Below are 20,337 nucleotides of genomic sequence, written 5' to 3'. Positions count from 1 at the left end.
TATAAGAAATTGCTGTCGTGCAACCACAAGGGTCGGACGTGCCGACCGACAACTCGAAAACAAGAACAAGATGAGGCCGGAACCATGCAAGCAGGACTGATGCAGCAAGCCCCGTTGTCCATCACCTCCATCCTCAACCATGCCGCCACCGCCCATGGTGACCGCGAGATCGTCTCGCGCCAGGTCGACGGCCCGCTGTGGCGCTACGACTACGCAGGCCTGGCCGAGCGTGCCGCCCGCGCCGCCAGCATGCTGCGCGACCTGGGTATCGGCCCGGGCGACGCGGTGTCGTCGCTGGCCTGGAACACCCATCGGCACTACGAGATGTTCTTCGCCGCGCCGGGGATCGGCGCGGTCCTGCATACCGCCAATCCGCGGCTGTCCGACGAGCAGATCGTCTACACCATCAACCACGCCGGCAGCCAGGTGCTGCTGTTCGACAAGAGCTTCATTCCCTGCGTCGAACGGCTGCGCGAGCGGCTGCCGAACATCCGCCACTTCGTCATGCTCACCGAGGAGGCGGACCTCGCGGAGGCCGGCGCCGGGGTGCAGAGCTACGAACGCCTGATCGCCGCCCAGCAGCCGGTCGACTGGCCGCAGTTCGACGAGAACGCCGGCGCCATCCTCTGCTACACCTCCGGCACCACCGGCGATCCCAAGGGCGTGCTCTACAGCCACCGTTCGGTGGTCCTGCACGCCATGGCGGCGGGGCTGTCCGGGGCGTTCGGGCTGTCGGTCTTCGACTGCGTGATGCCCTGTTCCTCGCTCTACCACGGCACGGCCTGGGGCCTGCCGTTCGCCGCGGCAATCAACGGCTGCAAGTTCGTCCTGCCCTGCGACAAGATGGACGGTGCGAGCCTGCAAGAGCTGATCAAGGGCGAGGGCGTGACGCTGTCCGGCGGCGTGCCGACCATCTGGACCATGTACCTGGACCACCTCGAGCGCTCCGGCGAGGACGCCGGCAGCCTGGCGCGCCTGGTGATCGGTGGTTCGGCGGTGCCGCGGGCGATGGCCGAGACCTTCCAGCGCAAGTACCGCGTGGCCGTGTGCCAGCTGTGGGGCATGACCGAGACCAGCCCGCTGGGCGTGGTCGCCACGCCGACGCCCAAGCTTGCCCAGCGTGGCCATGAGGCCATCAACGACACCATCTGGACGCGCCAGGGGCGGCTGCAATTCGGCATCGAGCTGAAGATCGTCGACGACCAGGGCCGCGAGCTGCCACGCGACGGCGCCAGTTCCGGGCGGTTGCTGGTGCGCGGCCCCTGGACGGTGGAGCGCTACTACCGCAGCGAGAAGAGCGCGCTGGACGTCGACGGCTGGTTCGACACCGGCGACATCGCCACCCTCGACGGCGACGGCTTCATGCGTATCACCGACCGCAGCAAGGACGTGATCAAGTCCGGTGGCGAGTGGGTCAGCTCCATCGATATCGAGAACATTGCGGTCGCCTGCTCGGGGGTGAAGCTCGCCGCGGTGGTCGGCGTGTTCCATCCCAAGTGGGAGGAACGCCCGCTGCTGGTGATCGAGCCGCACGCCGATGCCGAGGTGACCGCCGAGCAGGTGCTCGCCCACCTGGAGCCGCAACTGGTCAAGTGGTGGATGCCCGATGCCGTGGTGTTCGACAGCGTGCCGCTGACTGCCACCGGCAAGATCGACAAGAAGGTGCTGCGCGAGCGTTACCGCAACCATCTGGTCGAGGCGCCGCGCAGCGCTGCGAGCTTCTGACGCGGGCGGGCCGCCGGAACGCTACCGCGCGGCCCGCACCCACTGTCACCCCTTGCCTTGGAGTTTGCCTTGAACCCGTCCAGAGATCCTGGCGCGGGGCCGCTGGCCGGCCTGCGCGTGCTCGAATTCGCCGGTATCGGCCCCGGCCCCCACTGCGCCATGCTGCTCGCCGACATGGGCGCCGAGGTGATCCGCATCCAGCGCGAGGGCGGCAACGGCTGGCCCAACCCGGTGGTCGATCGTGGGCGCCGGGTGGTGACGCTGGATATCCGCGAACCGGCCGGGCAAGCGCATTGCCTGGCCCTGGCACGCGATGCCGACGTGCTGATCGAAGGTTTCCGACCCGGGGTGATGGAGCGCCTGGGCCTGGGGCCCGAGGCGCTGCTGGCCGTCAACCCCCGGCTGGTCTACGGGCGCATCACCGGCTGGGGGCAGGACGGCCCGCTGGCCACGGCTGCCGGGCACGACATCAACTACATCGCCCTGAGCGGCGCGCTGGCGGCGATCCGCGACAAGGACGGCGAGCCGGTGCCGCCGCTGAACCTGGTCGGCGACTTCGGCGGCGGTTCGCTGTTCCTGACTGTCGGCATTCTCGCCGCGCTGCTCGAGCGCGAGCGCTCGGGCCGGGGCCAGGTGGTGGACGCAGCCATCGTCGACGGGGTGTCGTCGCTGATGAGCTTTTTCGCCGGACTGCTGCCTGGTGGCCGGTTGTCGCTGGCGCGCGAGGCCAACCCGCTGTCCGGTGCCGCGCCCAACTACCGCTGCTACCGCTGCGCCGACGGCGGCGAGATCGCCATCGGGCCGCTGGAACCGAAGTTCTGGGCCGAACTGCTCGAGCGCATCGACGCGCCGGCCTGGCTGCGCGACGGCTGTGCCGACCCCGCGCAATGGGCGGAGCAGGGCGCGGCGCTGGAGCAACTGTTCGCCAGCCGCACCCGCGAGCAATGGTGCGCGCTGCTCGAGGGCAGCGATGCCTGCTTCGCCCCGGTGCTGGGGCTGGAGGAGGCCGCCAGCCATCCGCACATGCAGGCCCGCGGCGTGTACCAGCTGCTCGACGGGGTGCTGCAGGTCGCGCCCACACCGCGGTTCTCGCGCACGCCCGGGCAGGCCAGGGCTAGCGTCGAGGTGCCGGCCGAGCAAGCCGGCTGGCAGGGCCCGCTGCGCGGGTGCGGGGATTAATGCTTTCAAAGTGTTACCGGCTCGCTCCGGCGTAACGCCGCCTGGGCAGCGCGGTAACGAAAACGCCTCGCAGGCAAACACCGAATGACTCGCTATTTTTCATAACCTGTTGAAAATAAAGGTATTTGCAAAGTTGGCACGCGCAATGCTTTCTTCTAGGCACAACAAAAACAAAAAAGCAGAACCACCCATAACAAGAACAACACGAAGCGGCTCCTGAATAACAAAAACAACAGGATGGGGACGTAGCAAACTGATTCTTTTGGAGAGGAGTTGCCCAGAGGTTTCTCTTGACCGGCGCGAGAACAACAAAACTGCCATGCAAGGCAGCACCAGGACCGGTTGACCCGCGAGGGTAGGCAATATCAGCGACCAAAAAAATCCGTTTGTTTCTGGGTTCCGTATGGAACCAGGGCCTCTGGCCCGGCCGGGCTGCCAACAAGAACAACAAGCCCGTCAGCAGAAGAAAAACAAAGCACGATCCCTTCAAGGGGAAGCCTCACGGCTTCCCCTTTTGCTTTTTTACGACCCACCGTTTGGCGCGCGCGTCCGGTTGCCGAGAACGCCCGACGCGCTCAGGCCTCGCGCGGCCCGTGAATAACGGCGCAGTCTTGTCGCCCGTTACCGCTTGGTTCGGGAGGGTTGGGGGCGGGACGGCATCGAGGGGCTGTCGCGGACGCGTGGAAAAGGCCGTTGGCCGTTTTCCACCCTACGGCGCTTCAACAGCCGAGGGCCAAAAGACCGAGGTGCAGCCCCGCGTTTCGTAGGGTGGGCAACGGCGCAGCCTTGCCCACCGCAGGCCTGCCGACAACAGACGCCGCGCCGGTTGTCTGCGAGCAAGCACGAACTGCAAGGCCTCTTGAGCACATGCCGCCCGCACGCCACCAGGCGCTGCCGACTACACCGCCGCGCCGTTCCCCGACCTGACGCCGTCGCCCACGCGCTCGAGTAACAGGCGCGTTACGCACGATCGTTACTTTGGCGCTGCGCGCTTCCTGCCCTTGGCACCGGTTGCCTTGGCCGCCGAACCCGGCTTGCCATGGCGCGGGCGCTTGCCGCCCTTGCGCCTGGCGGTGCCGATGGCCGGGCCACTGATGCTCAGGCGCAGGCCCGCGCAGCGTTGCACCAGCTTGCTCATCCAGGCCGACTGCTTGGCGACGAACTCTTCCAGCGGCATCTCGCCGGCCTGCACCATGTCCAGCGCCTGTTCCCAGATCGCCGTGGTGCCGGGGTCGGCCAGCGGCCGGGGTACCGCGTCGATCAGGCTGAACGCCGCCGCGGTGGCGGCCAGCGCCTTGCCCTGGCGGGTCAGGTAGCCGCGTTCGAGCAGGCCCTGAATGATGCTGGCGCGGGTCGCTTCGGTGCCGATGCCGGTGGTGTCCTTGAGCTTCTGCTTCAGGCGCGGGTCGTCCACCAGGCGAGCGACGTTCTTCATCGCCTGGATCAGGTCGCCTTCGGTGAACGGCTTGGGCGGCTGGGTGAACTGATCCTTGAGGGTCACCCCCAGTACTGCGCAGCGCTGATCGTGCACGAGCGGTGGCAGCGGTTGGGGCGCGGGCGCCTGCTTGCCGCTGGCGGGTGCCAGGGCTTCGGGCAGGGCGCGCTTCCAGCCCGGCTCGATCACCTGCTTGCCCGTCGCGCGCAGGAGCTGGCCGGCGCAATCCAGCTCGGCCTGGGTGCGGTCGTATTCATGCGCCGGCAGGAACTGCGCGAGGTAACGCGCGCGGATCAGCGTGTAGACGGCGCGCTGCTTGCCGCTCAGCCGCTCGAAGGCCTGGGCGGCGGCGGTGGGGATGATGCCGTGGTGCGCGCCGACCCTGGCATCGTTCCAGGCGCGGGACTTGCGGCCCGGCGAAAGGTACGGGCGCAGCGCGGCGAGGCCCGGGTCGGCCTTCTCCAGCGCGGCGAGAATCGCCGGCGCCTCGCCGTGCTGGCTCCGCGGCAGGTAGCCACAATCGCTGCGTGGATAGGTGATCAGCTTGTGGGTCTCGTAGAGCGCCTGGGCGATGTCCAGCGTTTCCTGCGCGCCGAGGCCGAGCTTCTTCGAGCACACCGACTGCAGCGTGCCGAGGTCGAAGGGCAGTGGCGCGGCTTCGCGCTGGCGTTCGGTGCTGACCTTCTTCACCTGCGCCTGGCCGGCGGCGCGCATGGCCTCGGCGGCCTGCGCGGCCAGTGGCTGGTTCAGGCAGCGGCCCTGCTCGTCGGTGGCCTGCTCCGGTGCCAGCCACTCGGCCTTGAAGACGTTGCCTTCCGCGTCCAGCGCCACCTCGATGCCCCAGTAGGGCAACGGTACGAAGTCGGCGATGGCGCGGTCGCGGTCCACTACCAGGCGCAGGGTCGGCGTCTGCACGCGGCCCACCGAGAGCACGCCCTGGTAGCCGGACTGGCGGCCGAGCAGGGTGAACAGCCGGCTCATGTTCATGCCGATCAGCCAGTCGGCGCGCGAGCGGCCGAGGGCGGCGTGGTAGAGGTTGAAGGTTTCGGCGCCCGGCTTGAGCGCGGCCAGCGCCTTGCGGATCGAGGCATCGTCCAGCGCCGACAGCCACAGGCGCTGGATCGGTCCGCGGTAGCGGCAATGCTCGACCAGCTCGCGGGCGATCATCTCGCCCTCGCGGTCGGCGTCGGTGGCGATCACCAGTTCGCTGCATTCGCCGAGCAGGCGCTTGACCGCCTTGTACTGGCTGGCGGTCTTCGGCTTGATCTGCAGCTTCCAGCGTTCCGGCACGATCGGCAGGTCGGCCAGCGCCCAGCGCTTGTAGCGCGGGTCGTAGGCGTCCGGCGGCGCGGTTTCCAGCAGGTGGCCGATGCACCAGGTCACCGTCACGCCGTCGCCGAGCCAGCAGCCGTCGCCGCGGCGACGCGCGCCGAGCACCTGGGCGATGTCCTTGGCCTGGGACGGTTTTTCGCAGAGAAACAGACGCATGGGCGGCGAGGGCGGGAAAATGGTCGGCCAAGCATGGCGCCGCCGCTGCGATCAGGCAATGTTTTTCTGTATGGATATACAGCTCTGCGGTCGGGCCGTGCAGTGTGCCCCGCGCCTCCTCGCAGCAGCCATCCGAAGCCTGTCGCACACCGGCATGCACGGTCGTCGGCCGCTCCGGAACGGCCGCCGGCGCGGGCAGTCAGCTATAGGGACCCTGTCCAAACCCTGCGAGGTGACCCTCATGAATCGCCTGTTCGACAAGAATGCGCCGCAAAACGTCCACGGTTGGGAGCGTACCGCCTCGGTGGCGGGCGGCGTGATGTTGCTGGCCAAGGGCCTGCGGCGAGGCGGCATCGGCGGGTTGCTGGAGCTGGCGCTGGGTGGCATGGCGCTGGCGCGCGGCATCACCGGCCGCTGCGAGGCCAAGCGCATGCTCGGCGAGCAAGCCTCGGCTGCGAGCGGCATGGCGAGCGCCGGCGAGCCGCGGCCGGAACGCTATGCGCACATGCCGCTGGACTCGGAAGTGCACAGCCCGGACTTCCAGGACCCTGACGTGCGCATCCCCGATGCCACGCCGATGGGCCACGAATCGCGCCGCGGCCCGACGGTGTAACCGCTACAGCGGGTAGTTGGCCAGCTCGCGGGCGATCAGCAGGCGCTGGATCTCGCTGGAACCCTCGTAGATCTGCGTGATCCGCGCATCGCGGTAGTAGCGTTCGACCGGGTAGTCCTCCAGGTAGCCGTAGCCGCCGTGGACCTGGATCGCTTGCGAGCAGACCTTCTCGGCCATTTCCGAGGCGAACAGCTTGGCCTGCGAGGCTTCGGACAGGCACGGCAGCCCGGCCGTCTTCAGCCGCGCCGCATGCAGGATCAGCAGGCGCGCGGCGCTGAGCTGGGTCTGCATGTCGGCGAGCAGGTTGGCGATGCTCTGGTGCTCGATGATCGGCTTGCCGAACTGTACCCGGTCACGGGCATAGACCAGCGCCGCCTCGAACGCCGCGCGGGCGATGCCCAGCGCCTGGGCGGCGATGCCGATGCGCCCACCCTCCAGGTTCGACAGCGCGATGGCCAGGCCCTTGCCGCGCTCGCCCAGCAGGTTCGCCTCGGGCACCCGGCAGTCGGTCAACGCCAGCGCGCAGGTGTCAGAGGCACGAATGCCCATCTTGTGTTCGCTGCGCTCGACGACGAACCCGGGCGTGTCGGTCGGCACCAGGAAGGCCGAGAGACCCTTCTTGCCCAGCTCCGGGTCGGTCACCGCGAAGACGATGGCCAGTTTCGCCCGCTTGGCGTTGCTGCAGAACTGCTTGGCGCCGTTGAGTACCCACTGGCCGTCGACCCGCTCGGCGCGGGTGCGCAGGGCATGGGCTTCGGAGCCGGCCTGCGGTTCGGTGAGGGCGAAGCAGCCGATGGCGCGGCCGCTGGCCAGCTCGGCCAGCCATTCGTCCTGCTGCGCCTGGGAGCCGTAGTTGAGCACCGGGCCGCAACCGACCGAGTTGTGGATGCTCATCAGCGCGCCCACGGCGCCGTCGCCGGCCGAGATTTCCTCCACCGCCAGGGCGTAGGCGACGTAGTCGATATAGCTGCCGCCCCATTGTTCCGGGACGACCATGCCCAGCAGGCCGAGCTCGCCCATCTGGGCGACCAGCGCGTCGTCGATCCAGCCGGCTTTCTCCCAGGCCTGGGCATGGGGGGCGATCTCGCGACGGGCGAAGTCGCGCGCCATGTCGCGGATCATGCGCTGGTCTTCGGTGAGTTCGTGGTCGTTCATCGCATGTTCTCTTTTGTTGTTGTCTGCGGCGCCAGGCGGGCGAGCGGGTCGCCCGCCTGGCTTCAGGCGGTGGCGCTCCGCCGTGGCCGGGCCGCGGGGCGGAAGTCGGCGAAGAAGGCCTGCACCTGCCCGGCGCTCACTTCGTCCAGCCGCGGTGGGTTCCAGCGCGGGTTCTTGTCCTTGTCGACGATCAGCGCGCGCACGCCTTCCATGATGTCGCCGCGGGCGAACCACTGGCGGTCCAGGTGCAGTTCCAGGGCGAAGCAATCGGCCAGCGGCAGCTCGCGGCCACGGCGTAGCAGTTCGAGGGTCACGCTCATCGCCAGCGGCGAGCGGCTGTCGAGCACCTTGGCCGTCTCCTGCGCCCAGTCCTCGAACTCGGGGCGGGTCTCGCCGGCCAGCGCGGCGCGGATCGCCGCGACATCCGGCTGGGCGAAGTGCTCGTCGATAGCCTGGCGCACCGCCTTGAGCTCGGAGCCTGGCAGGTTGCGCGTGGCCAGCGAGCCGACCAGTGTCTGCAACGCCTCGCGCGGGTGTACCGACCAGCTCATGCGGTCCAGGCAGCGGTCCAGCTCGGCGATCTGCTCGTGGCTGATGCACCAGTCGGCCAGCCCCGTGTAGAGCGCATCGGCCGCACGGATTGGCAGGCCGGTCACGCCCATGTAGGTGCCCAGCTCGCCGGGCAGGCGCGAGAGGAAGTAGCTGCCGCCGACGTCGGGGAAGTAGCCGATGCCGACCTCGGGCATGCCCATCCGCGTGCGCTCGCTGATCACCCGCAGCGCCGCGCCCTGCACCAGGCCCATGCCGCCGCCGAGGACGAAGCCGTCCATCAGCGCCAGCAATGGCTTGGGATAGGCGTGGATGTACTGGTCGAGGGCGTATTCCTCCTCGAAAAAGGTCTCGTGCTCGGTATCGCCGCGCTGGAAGCTGTCGTACAGCGAGCGGATGTCGCCGCCGGCGCAGAAGGCCTTCTCGCCGTTGGCACGCAGCACCACGGCGTGGATCGACGGGTCGGCCGCCCAGGCGCGCAGCTGTGCGTCGAGCAGGCGCACCATGTCCAGGTTCACCGCGTTGAGTCCGGCCGGACGGTTGAGGGTCAGGTGGCCGACGTGGTTGCGCACGGCCGCGAGCACGGGGCGTTCGGCTTCACTCATTGGCGGGGCTCCTTGCGGTACTGGTTGATGATCGCGGAGAAGTCCAGGCCGCCGTGGCCCTGGGCGCTGAAGGCCTGGTAGAGCTGCTGGGCCACTGCACCGAGGATCACCGGCTGGCGCGCCTGCTTGGCGGCCTCGGTGGCCAGGCCCAGGTCCTTGAGCATCAGGTCGGTGCCGAAGCCGCCGCTGTAGCCGCGCGAGGCCGGGGCATTGTCCAGCACGCCGGGGAAGGGGTTGTAGGTGTCCGAGCTCCAGCAACGGCCGCTGGAGGTATTGATAACCCCGGCCAGGGTCTTGGCATCCATGCCCAGGGATACGCCCAGGGCCATGGCTTCGGCGACGCCGATCATGGAGATGCCCAGCAGCATGTTGTTGGCGACCTTGGCCACCTGGCCGTTGCCGCTGTCGCCGCAGTGGATGATGTTCTTGCCCATGGCCTCGAGGATCGGCCGGGCGCGCTCGAAGTCCGCCGTACTGCCGCCGACCATGAAGGTCAGGGTGCCGGCCGCCGCGCCACCGGTACCGCCGGAGACCGGCGCATCGAGCATCGGGTTGCCGTGCTGCGCGGCCACCGCGGCGACGTCGCGGGCGCTGTGCGGGTCGATGGTCGAGCTGTCGATCAGCAGCACGCCGGGGCGCACGTTCTGGATCAGCCCCTCGTCGCCCAGGTAGACGCTGCGCACGTGGGGCGCGGCCGGCAGCATGGTGATGATGACGTCGGCATTGCCGCGGGCGATGGCGGTCGGCGAGGCGACCGGCAGCGCACCGGCCTGGGCCAGCTCCTCCATCACCACGCTATTGAGGTCGAACACGCTGAGCGTGTAGCCGGCCTTGAGCAGGTTGCGCGCCATCGGCGCGCCCATGTTGCCTAGTCCGATGAATCCGATATGCATGGCTCGCTCCTTTTGTCCTTGTGCGCCATTGCCGGGCGGCGCGGCTCAGCGGTTCTTGAAATCCGGCTTGCGCTTCTCGGCGAACGCCGCCATGCCTTCCTTCTGGTCGGCGGTGGCGAATACGGCGTGGAACACCCGGCGCTCGAAGCGGATGCCTTCGGCCAGGGTGGTCTCGAAGGCGCGGTTGACGCTTTCCTTGACCATCATGGTGGCCGGCAGTGACTTCTCGGCGATCACCCGGGCGGCCTTCAGGGTTTCCTCCAGCAGGCTTTCCTGCGGGAAGATGCGTGCCACCAGGCCGGCGCGCTCGGCTTCCTCGGCGTCCATCTGGCGGCCGGTCAGGCACAAGTCCATGGCCTTGGCCTTGCCCACCGCGCGGGTCAGGCGCTGGGTGCCGCCGATGCCCGGCAGCACGCCGAGGTTGATTTCCGGCTGGCCGAAGCGCGCGTTGTCGGCGGCGTAGATCATGTCGCACAACAGCGCCAGCTCGCAGCCGCCACCCAGCGCGTAGCCGGCCACTGCGGCGATCAGCGGCTTGCGCCGGCTGGCGATGCGGTCGGCTTCGGCGAAGAAGTCGTCGAGGTAGATCTGCGGGTAGTTGAGATCGGCCATTTCCTTGATGTCGGCACCCGCGGCGAAGGCCTTGGCCGAGCCGGTGAGCACGATGCAGCCGACCTCGGGGTTGGCCTCCAGCTGGCCCAGCGCCTGGTTCAGCTCGCTGATCAGCTGGCTGTTCAGGGCGTTGAGCGCCTGTGGGCGGTTGAGGGTGATCAGCGCGACGCGATCCTGGATGTCGACGAGCAGGGTTTCGAATGTCATGTGGCGTCCTTGAAGGGCCGGCGCGTCTGCCGGCCCGTTGCGGGTTACTTGAGGGTGATGGTGGTGTTGACCGTGGAGCCGACCGCGTCCTCGTCGAACCAGCGTTCGGTGACGGTCTTGGTCTGGGTGTAGAACTGCACCACCTGCTTGCCGTAGGGGCCGAGGTCACCGAGCTTGGAGGCGCGCGAGCCGGTGAAGGAGAACATCGGCACCGGTACCGGGATCGGCACGTTGATGCCCACCTGGCCGACGTCGATCTCTTCCTGGAAGTGCCGCGCCGCGGCGCCCGAGCGGGTGAAGATGGCGGTGCCGTTGCCGTTGGGGTTGGCGTTGATCAGCTCGATGGCCTCGTCCATGGTCTCGGCCGCGATGACGCAGAGCACCGGGCCGAAGATCTCCTCGCGGTAGATGCTCATGTCGGTGGTGACGCCGGAGAACAGCGTCGGGCCGACGAAGTTGCCGTTCTCGTAGCCGGCCACCTGCGGGTTGCGGCCGTCCAGTTCCAGCGTCGCGCCTTCGGCGACGCCACGCTCGATCAGCCCACTGACGCGATCCAGCGCCGCGCAGGAGACCAGCGGGCCGACATCGGTGCCGGCTTCGACGCCGGCGTTGACCTTGAGCGTCTTCGCCTTGGCCACCAGGTCCGGGATCCACTGCTGCGCCTCGCCGACCAGCACCACCACCGACAGCGCCATGCAGCGCTGGCCGGCGGCACCGAAGGCGGCCCCGGCGATGGCGTTGAGGCTCTGCTCCTTGTGCGCATCGGGCAGCACGATGGCGTGGTTCTTCGCGCCCATCATGCATTGCACGCGCTTGCCGGCCTGGGAGGCGCGGTTGTAGACGTGCGTGCCGACCTTGGTCGAGCCGACGAAGGAGACGGCCTTGATGTCCGGGTGGTCGCAGATCGCGTTCACCACGTCCGGCCCGCCGTGCACCACGTTGAGCACGCCCGGCGGCACGCCGGCTTCGAGGGCCAGCTCGCACAGGCGCATGGTGACCATCGGATCCTGCTCGGAGGGCTTGAGCACGAAGGTGTTGCCGGTGGCGATGGCCATGGGGAACATCCACAACGGGATCATCGCCGGGAAGTTGAATGGGGTGATGCCGGCGCAGACGCCCAGCGGTTGCAGCAGGGTGTAGGTATCGACGCCGCCGGCGACGTTGTTGGCCAGCTCGCCGAGCTGCAGGTTGCCGATGCCGGCGGCATGCTCGACCACTTCCAGACCGCGGAACACGTCGCCCTCGGCGTCGGCCAGGGTCTTGCCCTGCTCGGCGGTGAGGATCGCCGCCAGCTCCTTCATGTTGTCGCGGATCAGTTGCTGGTACTTGAGGAAGATGCGTGCGCGGGCGCCGATCGGGGTCTTGCGCCAGGTCTTGAAGGCGGCCTGGGCGCTGGCCACGGCGCGATCGACTTCCTCGGCAGTGGCGAAGGGGACCTGGGCGAGGATTTCCTGGGTGGCCGGGTTGATGACGTCGCGCCACTGCTGGGTGGTGGAGTCGATGAACTGGCCGTCGATAAGCAGTTTGACGGTGGGGATGCTGCGGGTCATGGGACCTCCGCGTGGGCTGTTGTTGTTCTTGTCGCTCGCCGGACCGCTGCGAGGGGGCTGGTTTGATCCTAGCTGCGAAAATTCCCATTACAATGCGCCTGCGTGCAGACTCGCTCTGCAAAAATGCACAGCCAGGCCGGAGAGCAGCCAGAAGATGGACTGGGACAACCTGCGTTACTTCCTCGAAGTGGCCCGCGCCGGGCGCCTGACCACCGCGGCCCGGCGCCTGGGTGTCGACCACACCACCGTCTCTCGCCGCCTGCAGGCGCTGGAGAAGGGCATGGGCCTGCAACTCTTCGTACGCGAGACCGGCGGCTACCGGCTGACCGAGGCCGGGCGCAACCTGCTGCCGCGGGTAGAGGCCATGGAAAGCGCCAGCGTGGCGATCCGCCAGTCCTTGCCGAACCTCGGCGACGGGCTTTCCGGGCAGGTGCGCATCGGTGCCACCGAGGGCTACGGCTCGGTGATGCTGGCTGGCCAGCTGGCCGGGCTCGGCCGGCGCTACCCGCACCTGAACATCGACCTGCTGGCGCTGCCGCGGGCGGTGCAGCTGTCACGCCATGAGGCGGACATCGTCATCACCCTCGAGCGTCCCGAGCGCGGGCCGTTCATCATCACCCGTCTGACCGACTACCTGCTGCGCCTGTACGCGGCGCCGGGATACCTGGCCGAACATCCGCCGGTCGCCAGCCGCGACGACCTGCAGCAGCATCGCTTCGTCAGCTATGTCGACGACCTGCTGTTCTCCCGCGAGTTGCTGTTCCTCGATGGCCTGGTGGACAGCCGCGCCGTTTCGCTGCGCAGTACCAGCCTGCTGGCCCAGCAGGAGGCCGCGGCAGCCGGTGCCGGCATCGCCATCCTACCGGCCTTCACCGCCGACGCCGATCCGCGCCTGCGGCCGCTGCTGCCCGAGCAGGTCAGCTTTACCCGCACGTTCTGGATGCTCATGCCCATCGAGTTCAAGGACGTGGCGCGCATGCGTGTGACCTGGGACTTCCTCAAGGAGATGGCCCAGGAGCAGCAGCCGCGGCTGCTCGGGCAGACCGGCGCAACGGCTCAGAGTGCCAGCAGTACCAGCGCATAACCGCCCGCGCCGACGACGAAGGCGCTGAAGCGGCTGTCGCGTTCGGCCGGCAGTTCCTCCTTCAGCACATTGAGGATGACGCCGCCGGCAAGCAGCGCGAGCCAGGCGGAGATCGCCACGTCGGAAATCTCGATCAGCAGTCCCAGTGCCCAGCCCAGCAGCAGTGCCGCAGCCAGCAGCCAGCGACCCTTGTGGTCGTAGCGCTCGCGGTGATCGCTCTGCAGACCGAAATCGTTGACCAGGAAATGCATCGCCATCGCCGCGGTGAACCACGCCAGGTTGCCCAGGCCGGCTTCCTCGCGGTGCAGCAGCAGGTAGCCGGTCAGGGCGTTGTAGGCGGCGAAGCTGGCGATGTGCAGCCAGAACACCGCGATGCTTTGCGGAGCACCGGCAACGATCCGCCGGCGGTGCCGCTTGGCCAGCCGCTCGACACCGTAGAAGGCCACCAGGCCCGCCAGCGCCAGGAGGTAGGCATGGCTTTCCAGGAATGCCAGCGGCCCGGTGGCCCGTTCGTCGATCAGCCGCTGGCCGTGGGCGATCTCCGGCAGCAGGTGGAGGAATACGTAGGCCACCGCCACGCCGCCGGCGAACGACAGCCAGCGGCTGCGTGGCTGGCGCCCGAGCACGCGCAGGCGGGCGCACAGCAGATGCACCGAGGCGAGCAGCAGCGCGGCGAGGAGGGTAGCGAGGGTGCGGGTGTCCATGGCGGGCCTTTTCTCGAGCCGCGCGCCGGCGTCGGCGTGCGGGCGGGGGATGGACTGCATTGGAAACCCATGCCGGCCCGGGCGTTCACCGGGCCCGTCGAGTCACTGGCCGGGCGGCAGGCCCGCGGTCTGTAGCGCCGGCGGGGTACAGCCGCTGCGCTTGTCGGCCACCAGGTACGGCTTGAGGATCGGCGCCATGCCCTTGAGCACCTGCACCGGCAGCGCCGAGGTGAAGCGGAAGCTGTCGGCCGCCCGCCCGGGCACGTAGGCGGTCAGGGTGCCGAAGTGGTCCGGGCCCAGGTAGAACACGAAGGTCGCGGTGCGGTTCATCGCCAGCGAGCTGATCAGCCGGCCGCCGGCCCCGACGGTATCGATGCGGTTGTCGCCGGTGCCGGTCTTGCCGCCGACCGGCAGCGTGCTGCCGTCCTCGCGCAGGAAGGTGCCCTGCAGGCGTCGCGCCGTGCCGCCTTCGACTACCAGCGCCAGGGCTTCGCGCAGGGTGGCGGCGACCTCGCGGGGCAGCACGCGCTCGCCGTCGCCCTCGACCAGCGCCAGGCGGGTTTCGTAGGGCGTTTCGGCGGCGAAATGCAGGCTGTCGATGCGCACGCTCGGCAGGCGCACGCCGTCGTTGAGGATGATGCCCATCAGCTCGGCCAGCGCGGCGGGGCGATCGCCGGAGCTGCCCAGCGCGCTGGCCAGCGACGGCACCAGGCTGCCGAACGGGTAGCCCAGGCGCTGCCAGCGGCGGTGGATGTCGGTGAAGGCCTCGACCTCCAGCATGATGCGGATGCGGCTGTCGCGCGCGCTCTTGTGCCGGCTGCGGAACAGCCAGCCGTAGACTTCCTGGCGCTCGGCGCGGCTGGCGGCGACCACCTCGGAGAGGCTGGCCTTGGGATGCGCCAAGAGGTAGCCGAGCAGCCAGAGGTCCAGCGGGTGGGTGCGCGCGATGTAGGCCTGGTCCGGCAGGCTGAATTCGCCGGGCCCGTAGCGGGTATAGAGCTCCTCGAGTTTCTTCTCGCTGAGCGCGGCATCCGGCAGGCGCGTGCGCAGGAAGCCGGCGAAGGCGGCGCGGTCGGCGTCCGGCATCAGGTAGCGGTGCACCGCCGCCAGGCGCACCGGCGTCGGCCGCATGCCCTGCAAGAAGGTCTCGATGCGCTGATCGGCGCTCTGCTCGCTGTACTTGCGCCAGAAACGCTGGAGGAACACCGAGCCCTCGCGATCGGCGAAGCGAGTGAGGTATTCCAGGCGCCGCGGGTCCTTGTCGTTCTTCAGCAGCTCGGCGCTGTTGATCTCCTCGTAGGTGCTGAAATTGACCAGATCGCGCATCAGCCGCACGAAGGGCAGGTTGATCGACTCGCGCAATGCCTCGCGGACGCTGACGATGCGATGGTCGTCCTCGCGGCGGAAGTTGTTGAAGTGATGCAGGCCGGCTCCGGTGAAGAAGCGCTCGGCCGGGCTCGCCGAATAGCGCCGCTCCATGGCGGCCTCGAGCATGGGCGTGAGCCCGCGGTCCTTAGTCTGCAACAGGTAGGCCACGGCCCAGCGGCCGAGGGTGGTGCGAGGCTGGGTGGCGCGCAGTTCGGCGGCATCGAGGCCGGCGTAGCGCCCGTGCAGTTCGGCGACGATCTCCAGGTAGGTGGTCAGCACGCGCAGCTTGGCAGTCGAGCCCAGCTCCAGCTTGCTGCCCTCGTTGATGTCGAACGGCTGGTTGGTGTTGTCGGTCTGCACGCGCACGCGAAAACCGCCGTCGGCGCGCTCGAACAGGGTGAAGCTGTAGCGCACGTCGGCGGTCTTCTCTGGCGAGAGCATGCGGTCGCCGAACAGCCCGACCTGCTCGGCGAAGGCCGGGTCGGCGAGCTTGAGCAGGTAGTCGCTGACCTGTTCCTGCAGATCGCCCTGCAGCGGCGTGCTGGCGGTCAGGTCGAGGCGGTCGAGGTCGTACAGCGGCAGCCCGAGCAGGCCGGCCAGGCGCGTGCGCGCCACGCTGATGCCCTTACTGGCTTCCACCGGGCGGATCGCCGGTTCACGGTCGAGGTCACGGAAGCTCACCTGCTGGCGCAGGGCGCTGTCGCGCAGCGCCGCGTCGATGATGCCGCCACGCTCGAGCAGGCGCAGGTGGCTGTCGGTCAGCGCGGCCAGCTCGGACCGGCCGGCGCCCAGGTAGTAGGAAGGCCGGCGCTGGGCGATCAGCAGCGACAGCACCTGGCGCAGCGCCAGGCCACGCGCCTGCGGCGCATCGGCATGCGCCTGGCTGGAGGCGAGCAGCCGGTTGACCTCCTCGAAGTCGGCACCGAACCAGACGCGCAATCCATCGGCGATGCCATGGATCTCGCCGTGGCCAGGTGCGGCCGAGAGCGGCACGCTGTTGAGGTAGTCGCGCACGATGCGCTGGCGGGTGGCCAGGGTCAGCGGGCCGTGCAGGTAGGTCCGTACGCTGGCCGACACCATCTGCCGCAGCTTTTCCTGCGGATCGCCCGTGCGGCCCTCCGGCGAATGGCGGTACTTCTCCACCTGGGTCGCCAGGGTCGAGCCGCCGGCGGCCTGGGCGGGCAGGCCGACGCGCTTTTCCAGCTGGCTCAGGGCCGCCTTGGTGAAGCGCGGCCAGTCCACCGCCGGGTTGATGTTGGGCCGCTGCAGGTCGAGCAGGCCGCGGTCCTCGATGAACAGCAGGCTGAGGGCCACCAGCGGCGGGATGTCGTCGAAGCGCCCGTAGAACTGGTGCGGGTAGCGGTTGGCATACAGCGGCTCGCCGCGGCAGTCATGGATGGTCAGGCCGACCTGGGTGCGTTCGGCATAGGGCACGAAGAAGCCCTTGTCGGCGTAGGCCAGCAGCGCCGGCGAGAAGCGCGCCTGCTCGCGGATCTCGAACCCGCGCTCGCCGAGGCGCTCGATGAAATGCGGCAGGCTGACGTAGCCCAGCCGGCGGTCGAAGGGGCCGTCCTCGGGGAAGCGGATGGCATCGCTCGCCCCGGCCGCCAACCGGTGCGAGAGGCTTCCGGCGTAGCGGCTCAGCCACTTGGCCTGCAGCTCGGAGGTCTGCATCTCGTGCCAGCCGGCATAGCCGGCCACGCCGATCAGGGCGATGCCCAGCAGCCAGCCGAGCCGGCGTGCGAAGCGCTTGCGCGGTTTTCCAGGGACGGATGGTTTATCGGGGGCGCGTCTGGAGCGCCCTTCGGAGGGGGAGGAGGACCGCCATACTGCGCCCATGGGTCTTGTGCCTGGCTTCCTGCAGATCGTGTAGCAAGCGTAGCCGTTCGCCGGCGTCCAGGTATGACCGCTAGACGAACGGAACGGCTCAAGCGCGGCGGTTTGCGGAGCTGGGGGAGGGCCGCGGCGGGATTAGGACTGGCGGGCGATCAGCGCGGGCTTGCCGGTGGACTTGTCCTCGGGAACCTCGATGTTCCAGTCGCCGATCTCGTACCAGTCCTCGCCGAGCATCTCGGCCGGGTGCATGGTGCGGCTGGCGCCGTTGCCGCAGCCCAGTGAATCGGCCGGGCAGTAGCGATCACAGCCCCAGCAGATGCGCTCGGGGTGCGGCGGGTTGAGGGGGAATTTCTTGGCCATGGCAAACGGCCTCCGGCGGGTCGGCGACGAGGCCCAGACTAGTCCCTCGGCCCATGGCTGAACTTGACCACGCTCAAGAACGACCCCGCCGGGCGGTGCCGCCCGCGGCGCCCCGGCGGGGCGAAAAGCCGTACCATAGCCGACCTACGAACCCGGGTTGTGTTTCATGCTGTCCACCGTCAGGCGCTACAAGGCGCTCGTTTCCGGCGCGCTCAAGCGCTGTTTCCCCCGCACCACCGCCTACCTCAAGAGCGAAGACGATGCCCTGTTCCGCCGCTGGCCGGCGGCGACCGACGCCGCGCCCAGGCGCGAGGCGCCGGCCAAGAAGGGGGCGCGGCGCCAGGCGAAGAAGACCGCCGCGGCGAAGAAGCCGAAGGCCGGCAAACCCGGCTCTGCAGCCCGCACGACCGCCGGCATCTACCCGGCCGAGGCGCTGCCGATCGCGCCTGCGCAGCTGGCGGCCATGCGCGAGCGCGTCGGGCAGGCCGTGCAGGCGGGGGTGATCAGCGCGCCTTCGGACGAGCAGTGGCGGATGATCCTCTGCGACAGCCCGGTGACGCGCATCTTCGCCGGCGCCGGTTCGGGCAAGTCGACCACCCTGGTGCTGCGGGTGGTGTTCATGCTCTGCCACCTGGATATCCCGGCGGCCCAGCTGACGGTGATCTCCTTCACCAATGCCTCCTGTGCGCAGTTGCGCGAGCAGTTGCAGAAGGTCCTGGCGTTCTGGGGGCTGCCGTTCGGCGAGGCCCAGGCCCGCCAGTGCGTGCGCACCTTCCATTCGGCGATGGCGCAGCTGGCGCGCGAGGCCCTTGGCGAGCTCGCCTGGTTCGAGCAGCTCGACGACAAGACCGCCGGCGAGCCGGACAACCCGCTGGCCTCGGCGCGCCTGCGCCCGGCCCAGCAGCGCCTGCTGCGGCAGGTCTACGAACGCCTGTACCGGCGCGACGAAGGCTTCCGCCAGGCGGTCGACCGCCTGCTCGGCCAGGCGCCGACAGCGGCCGGGACGCCGGCCAAGGCGCCGCTGACGCCGTTCAGGCTGGCCGGCGAATTCCAGGCGGCGCCGCTCCATGAGGCCTTGTATGCGCAACTGGAATTCTGCGAAAGCATCGGCCTCGAGCTTCCGGCGCTGGATGTCGCCAGCCTGGATTGCGCTGCCGCCGAGCGCGATTTCATCGTCGCCATGGTGCGCTTTCGCGCCGCGCTGCACGAGGCCCTCGAGGCCAAGGGGCTGACCACCTTCAACCGCGCCTTCGCCCAGCTCAGCGAGCGCCTGGCCGCAGGCACGGTGCCGCCTGCGGCGCTGCGCCCGTTGCAGCATCTGCTGATCGACGAATTCCAGGACATCTCGCCGCAGATCGTGCGCTGGCTGCAGGCGCTGCACCGCGCGCTCGGCAGCCGCGCGCCGGTCAGCCTGATGGCCATCGGCGACGACTGGCAGTCGATCTATGGCTGGCGCGGCAGCTCGCCAGAGCTGTTCATGGACTTCGACCGGTATTTCCCGCGCCAGGGGCCGACGAGCAAGAGTTGCGTGCTCAAGCTGGAGACCAACTATCGCTCCATCGAACCGGTGATTCGCGACGCCGAGGCCCTGCTCGAGACGGTAAAGCGCAAGCAGGCCAAGCGCAGCCGCGCCGGGCGGGCGACGCAGCCGGGCGACCACGGGGTCAGGCTGATCGCCGGGTTCGACAGCCGCCAGCAGTTGCCCGAACTGCTGGCACAGATCCGCAGCCAGTGTGCCCATGTGGCGAGCCGCCCGGGTGCCGATCGCAGCGCGGTGCTGCTGCTCAGCCGGCGCAACGCGCCGCTGCAGGTGATCCAGGCGCAACTCGGGCGCGAGCTGCCGGTGCGGGCGATGACCATCCACCGGGCCAAGGGCCTGCAGGGCGAGGTCGCCATCATCGTCGACGACTGCCTGCCGCCGGAGCCGCACCCGCTGCGCACCGTGCTCTATGCCCGCTGCGGCTTCTTCCGCAACAGTTACGACGAGGCGCTGGCCGACGAAAGCCTGCGCCTGGCCTACGTCGCGGTGACGCGTGGAGTCAGCCGGGTGTTCTGGTACACCGGCCGGGTGCAGGGTGCGACCGCCGTGCTGCAGCAACGCCAGGCGCTGCCTGGTGCACGCGCCTGAGCCGGCTCAGCTGCCGAACGCCTCCTGCAGCAGGCGCGGCAGCACCAGGCCGGCCGGCCCGCTCAAGGCATATTCGCGCTCGTCGTGGGTCACGCTCGGCTGGGGGTTGACGTGGATGATGGTGGCGCCGGCGCGCCAGGCGCGCTCGGGCATTTCCGCCGCCGGGTAGACCACGCCGGAGGTGCCCACCGAGATCAGCACGTCGCAGTGGCGCGCGGCGGCGAAGGCCTCGTCCAGGGCGCCGGCCGGCATGCTCTCGCCGAACCAGACCACGCCGGGGCGCAGCCGGCCATCGCAGTATTCGCACTTGGGCGGCTCCAGGCGCCGGCCCTCCGCCGGTTCGTCCGGCGGCGGCAGCGGCTTGCTCGGCTCGCGGCCGCAGACGACGCAGCGCGGGTGGTGCAGGCTGCCGTGCAGGTGGATCACATCCTCGCTGCCGGCGCGCTCGTGCAGGTCGTCGACGTTCTGCGTGACCAGCGTCAGGCGCGGCACATGCCGGGCCAGTTCGGCGATGGCCTGGTGCGCGGCATTGGGTTGGGCCTGCAGGACATGCATGCGCCGCCATTCGTACCAGCCCCAGACCAGGGCCGGATGCTGCTGGTAGGCCTCCAGGGTGGCCAGCGAGGCGGCGTCGAAGCGCTGCCAGAGGCCGGTCAGCGAATCGCGGAAGGTGGGAATGCCGCTTTCGGCGGAAACACCGGCACCGGTGAACACGACCAGGTGTCGGGCGGTGCGCAGCGCGGCGAGCTGTGAAGAGGGGATCAAGGCAAACTCCTGTGCGTTGACTGAAACGCTTGTGCCAGAGCTTACCGAGCAAAATTTCGCAGCCAAGTCGACTAAAGGCTG

General features: G+C 69.1%; 16 protein-coding genes. 5 read left to right on the top strand and 11 right to left on the bottom strand.

Annotated features, from left to right (window positions below; all coding sequences use genetic code 11):
• The first annotated feature begins 99 nt into the window (after positions 1 to 99).
• Both L3N39_RS11000 and L3N39_RS10995 read left to right on the top strand, forming a co-directional pair.
• Positions 100 to 1,725: a long-chain fatty acid--CoA ligase gene (locus L3N39_RS11000; RefSeq protein ID WP_237257425.1), complete on the top strand. Its 1,626-nt coding sequence runs from the start codon at positions 100 to 102 to the stop codon at positions 1,723 to 1,725.
• Positions 1,726 to 1,794: 69 nt separating this feature from the next.
• Positions 1,795 to 2,904, top strand: coding sequence for a CaiB/BaiF CoA transferase family protein (locus L3N39_RS10995; protein ID WP_237257370.1), 1,110 nt, complete (start codon positions 1,795 to 1,797; stop codon positions 2,902 to 2,904).
• A 99-nt stretch (positions 2,905 to 3,003) separates the two neighbouring features.
• On the opposite strand, the gene L3N39_RS10990 is transcribed toward L3N39_RS10995, so the two are convergent.
• Both L3N39_RS10990 and L3N39_RS10985 read right to left on the bottom strand, forming a co-directional pair.
• Positions 3,004 to 3,225 carry a hypothetical protein gene (locus L3N39_RS10990; RefSeq protein WP_237257369.1) on the bottom strand — a complete coding sequence of 74 codons (222 nt, stop codon included), beginning with the start codon at positions 3,223 to 3,225 and terminating at the stop codon, positions 3,004 to 3,006.
• Positions 3,226 to 3,877: 652 nt separating this feature from the next.
• Positions 3,878 to 5,827: a DNA topoisomerase III gene (locus L3N39_RS10985; protein ID WP_284691939.1), complete on the bottom strand. Its 1,950-nt coding sequence runs from the start codon at positions 5,825 to 5,827 to the stop codon at positions 3,878 to 3,880.
• A gap of 241 nt (positions 5,828 to 6,068) precedes the next feature.
• Between L3N39_RS10985 and L3N39_RS10980 the strand changes: the two genes are divergently transcribed.
• Positions 6,069 to 6,440, top strand: a complete 372-nt coding sequence (locus L3N39_RS10980) for a YgaP-like transmembrane domain (protein WP_237257368.1) — start codon at positions 6,069 to 6,071, stop codon at positions 6,438 to 6,440.
• 3 nt (positions 6,441 to 6,443) lie between these two features.
• On the opposite strand, the gene L3N39_RS10975 is transcribed toward L3N39_RS10980, so the two are convergent.
• The 5 genes from L3N39_RS10975 to L3N39_RS10955 form a co-directional block, all read right to left on the bottom strand.
• The gene (locus L3N39_RS10975; protein ID WP_237257367.1) at positions 6,444 to 7,595 is read right to left on the bottom strand and encodes an acyl-CoA dehydrogenase family protein; all 1,152 of its coding nucleotides are present in this window, start codon (positions 7,593 to 7,595) and stop codon (positions 6,444 to 6,446) included.
• Positions 7,596 to 7,657: 62 nt separating this feature from the next.
• Positions 7,658 to 8,749, bottom strand: coding sequence for an enoyl-CoA hydratase/isomerase family protein (locus tag L3N39_RS10970; RefSeq protein WP_237257366.1), 1,092 nt, complete (start codon positions 8,747 to 8,749; stop codon positions 7,658 to 7,660).
• Positions 8,746 to 9,642 carry a 3-hydroxyisobutyrate dehydrogenase gene (gene mmsB / locus L3N39_RS10965; RefSeq protein ID WP_237257365.1) on the bottom strand — a complete coding sequence of 299 codons (897 nt, stop codon included), beginning with the start codon at positions 9,640 to 9,642 and terminating at the stop codon, positions 8,746 to 8,748. The genes L3N39_RS10970 and mmsB overlap by 4 nt, the downstream gene beginning before the upstream one ends.
• Positions 9,643 to 9,687: 45 nt before the next feature.
• On the bottom strand, positions 9,688 to 10,461 hold the full coding sequence (locus tag L3N39_RS10960; protein WP_237257364.1) for an enoyl-CoA hydratase: 774 nt from the start codon (positions 10,459 to 10,461) through the stop codon (positions 9,688 to 9,690).
• 44 nt (positions 10,462 to 10,505) lie between these two features.
• Positions 10,506 to 12,011 (bottom strand): CoA-acylating methylmalonate-semialdehyde dehydrogenase, encoded by a 1,506-nt coding sequence (locus L3N39_RS10955; protein WP_237257363.1) that lies wholly within the window; start codon positions 12,009 to 12,011, stop codon positions 10,506 to 10,508.
• A gap of 154 nt (positions 12,012 to 12,165) precedes the next feature.
• Here L3N39_RS10955 and L3N39_RS10950 point away from each other — a divergent pair, with 154 nt between their 5' ends.
• A complete protein-coding gene (locus L3N39_RS10950) occupies positions 12,166 to 13,095 on the top strand; it encodes a LysR family transcriptional regulator (protein WP_237257362.1) in 930 nt (309 codons plus the stop codon).
• On the opposite strand, the gene L3N39_RS10945 is transcribed toward L3N39_RS10950, so the two are convergent.
• The 3 genes from L3N39_RS10945 to L3N39_RS10935 form a co-directional block, all read right to left on the bottom strand.
• Positions 13,068 to 13,799, bottom strand: coding sequence for a ZIP family metal transporter (locus L3N39_RS10945; protein ID WP_237257361.1), 732 nt, complete (start codon positions 13,797 to 13,799; stop codon positions 13,068 to 13,070). The two genes, L3N39_RS10950 and L3N39_RS10945, sit on opposite strands and share 28 nt — an antisense overlap.
• Before the next feature lie 102 nt (positions 13,800 to 13,901).
• Entirely contained in the window at positions 13,902 to 17,006 is a 3,105-nt protein-coding gene (locus L3N39_RS10940; protein ID WP_237257360.1) for a transglycosylase domain-containing protein, read from the bottom strand.
• Between the two features lie 132 nt (positions 17,007 to 17,138).
• Positions 17,139 to 17,363 carry a DUF3079 domain-containing protein gene (locus L3N39_RS10935; protein ID WP_237257359.1) on the bottom strand — a complete coding sequence of 75 codons (225 nt, stop codon included), beginning with the start codon at positions 17,361 to 17,363 and terminating at the stop codon, positions 17,139 to 17,141.
• Between the two features lie 166 nt (positions 17,364 to 17,529).
• On the opposite strand from L3N39_RS10935, the gene L3N39_RS10930 reads away from it, so the two are divergent.
• Positions 17,530 to 19,491 (top strand): DEAD/DEAH box helicase, encoded by a 1,962-nt coding sequence (locus tag L3N39_RS10930; RefSeq protein ID WP_237257358.1) that lies wholly within the window; start codon positions 17,530 to 17,532, stop codon positions 19,489 to 19,491.
• Between the two features lie 6 nt (positions 19,492 to 19,497).
• Here L3N39_RS10930 and L3N39_RS10925 read toward each other — a convergent pair whose 3' ends face one another.
• On the bottom strand, positions 19,498 to 20,256 hold the full coding sequence (locus L3N39_RS10925; RefSeq protein ID WP_237257357.1) for an SIR2 family NAD-dependent protein deacylase: 759 nt from the start codon (positions 20,254 to 20,256) through the stop codon (positions 19,498 to 19,500).
• Positions 20,257 to 20,337: the final 81 nt, after the last annotated feature.

It is taken from the genome of Pseudomonas oligotrophica (assembly GCF_021726475.1).
GTDB classification, from domain to species: domain Bacteria; phylum Pseudomonadota; class Gammaproteobacteria; order Pseudomonadales; family Pseudomonadaceae; genus Stutzerimonas; species Stutzerimonas oligotrophica.
This window is presented reverse-complemented; position numbering and strand designations above follow the sequence as displayed.

Bases quoted from the DNA above. Each gene is read 5' to 3' on its own strand.
- mmsB (WP_237257365.1), bottom strand. From the start codon at position 9,642: ATGCATATCGGATTCATCGGACTAGGCAACATGGGCGCGCCGATGGCG.
- L3N39_RS10940 (WP_237257360.1), bottom strand. From the start codon at position 17,006: ATGGGCGCAGTATGGCGGTCCTCCTCCCCCTCCGAAGGGCGCTCCAGA.
- L3N39_RS10955 (WP_237257363.1), bottom strand. From the start codon at position 12,011: ATGACCCGCAGCATCCCCACCGTCAAACTGCTTATCGACGGCCAGTTC.
- L3N39_RS10985 (WP_284691939.1), bottom strand. From the start codon at position 5,827: ATGCGTCTGTTTCTCTGCGAAAAACCGTCCCAGGCCAAGGACATCGCC.
- L3N39_RS10935 (WP_237257359.1), bottom strand. From the start codon at position 17,363: ATGGCCAAGAAATTCCCCCTCAACCCGCCGCACCCCGAGCGCATCTGC.
- L3N39_RS10945 (WP_237257361.1), bottom strand. From the start codon at position 13,799: ATGGACACCCGCACCCTCGCTACCCTCCTCGCCGCGCTGCTGCTCGCC.
- L3N39_RS10980 (WP_237257368.1), top strand. From the start codon at position 6,069: ATGAATCGCCTGTTCGACAAGAATGCGCCGCAAAACGTCCACGGTTGG.
- L3N39_RS11000 (WP_237257425.1), top strand. From the start codon at position 100: ATGCAGCAAGCCCCGTTGTCCATCACCTCCATCCTCAACCATGCCGCC.
- L3N39_RS10975 (WP_237257367.1), bottom strand. From the start codon at position 7,595: ATGAACGACCACGAACTCACCGAAGACCAGCGCATGATCCGCGACATG.
- L3N39_RS10970 (WP_237257366.1), bottom strand. From the start codon at position 8,749: ATGAGTGAAGCCGAACGCCCCGTGCTCGCGGCCGTGCGCAACCACGTC.
- L3N39_RS10930 (WP_237257358.1), top strand. From the start codon at position 17,530: ATGCTGTCCACCGTCAGGCGCTACAAGGCGCTCGTTTCCGGCGCGCTC.
- L3N39_RS10990 (WP_237257369.1), bottom strand. From the start codon at position 3,225: ATGGCAGTTTTGTTGTTCTCGCGCCGGTCAAGAGAAACCTCTGGGCAA.
- L3N39_RS10960 (WP_237257364.1), bottom strand. From the start codon at position 10,461: ATGACATTCGAAACCCTGCTCGTCGACATCCAGGATCGCGTCGCGCTG.
- L3N39_RS10950 (WP_237257362.1), top strand. From the start codon at position 12,166: ATGGACTGGGACAACCTGCGTTACTTCCTCGAAGTGGCCCGCGCCGGG.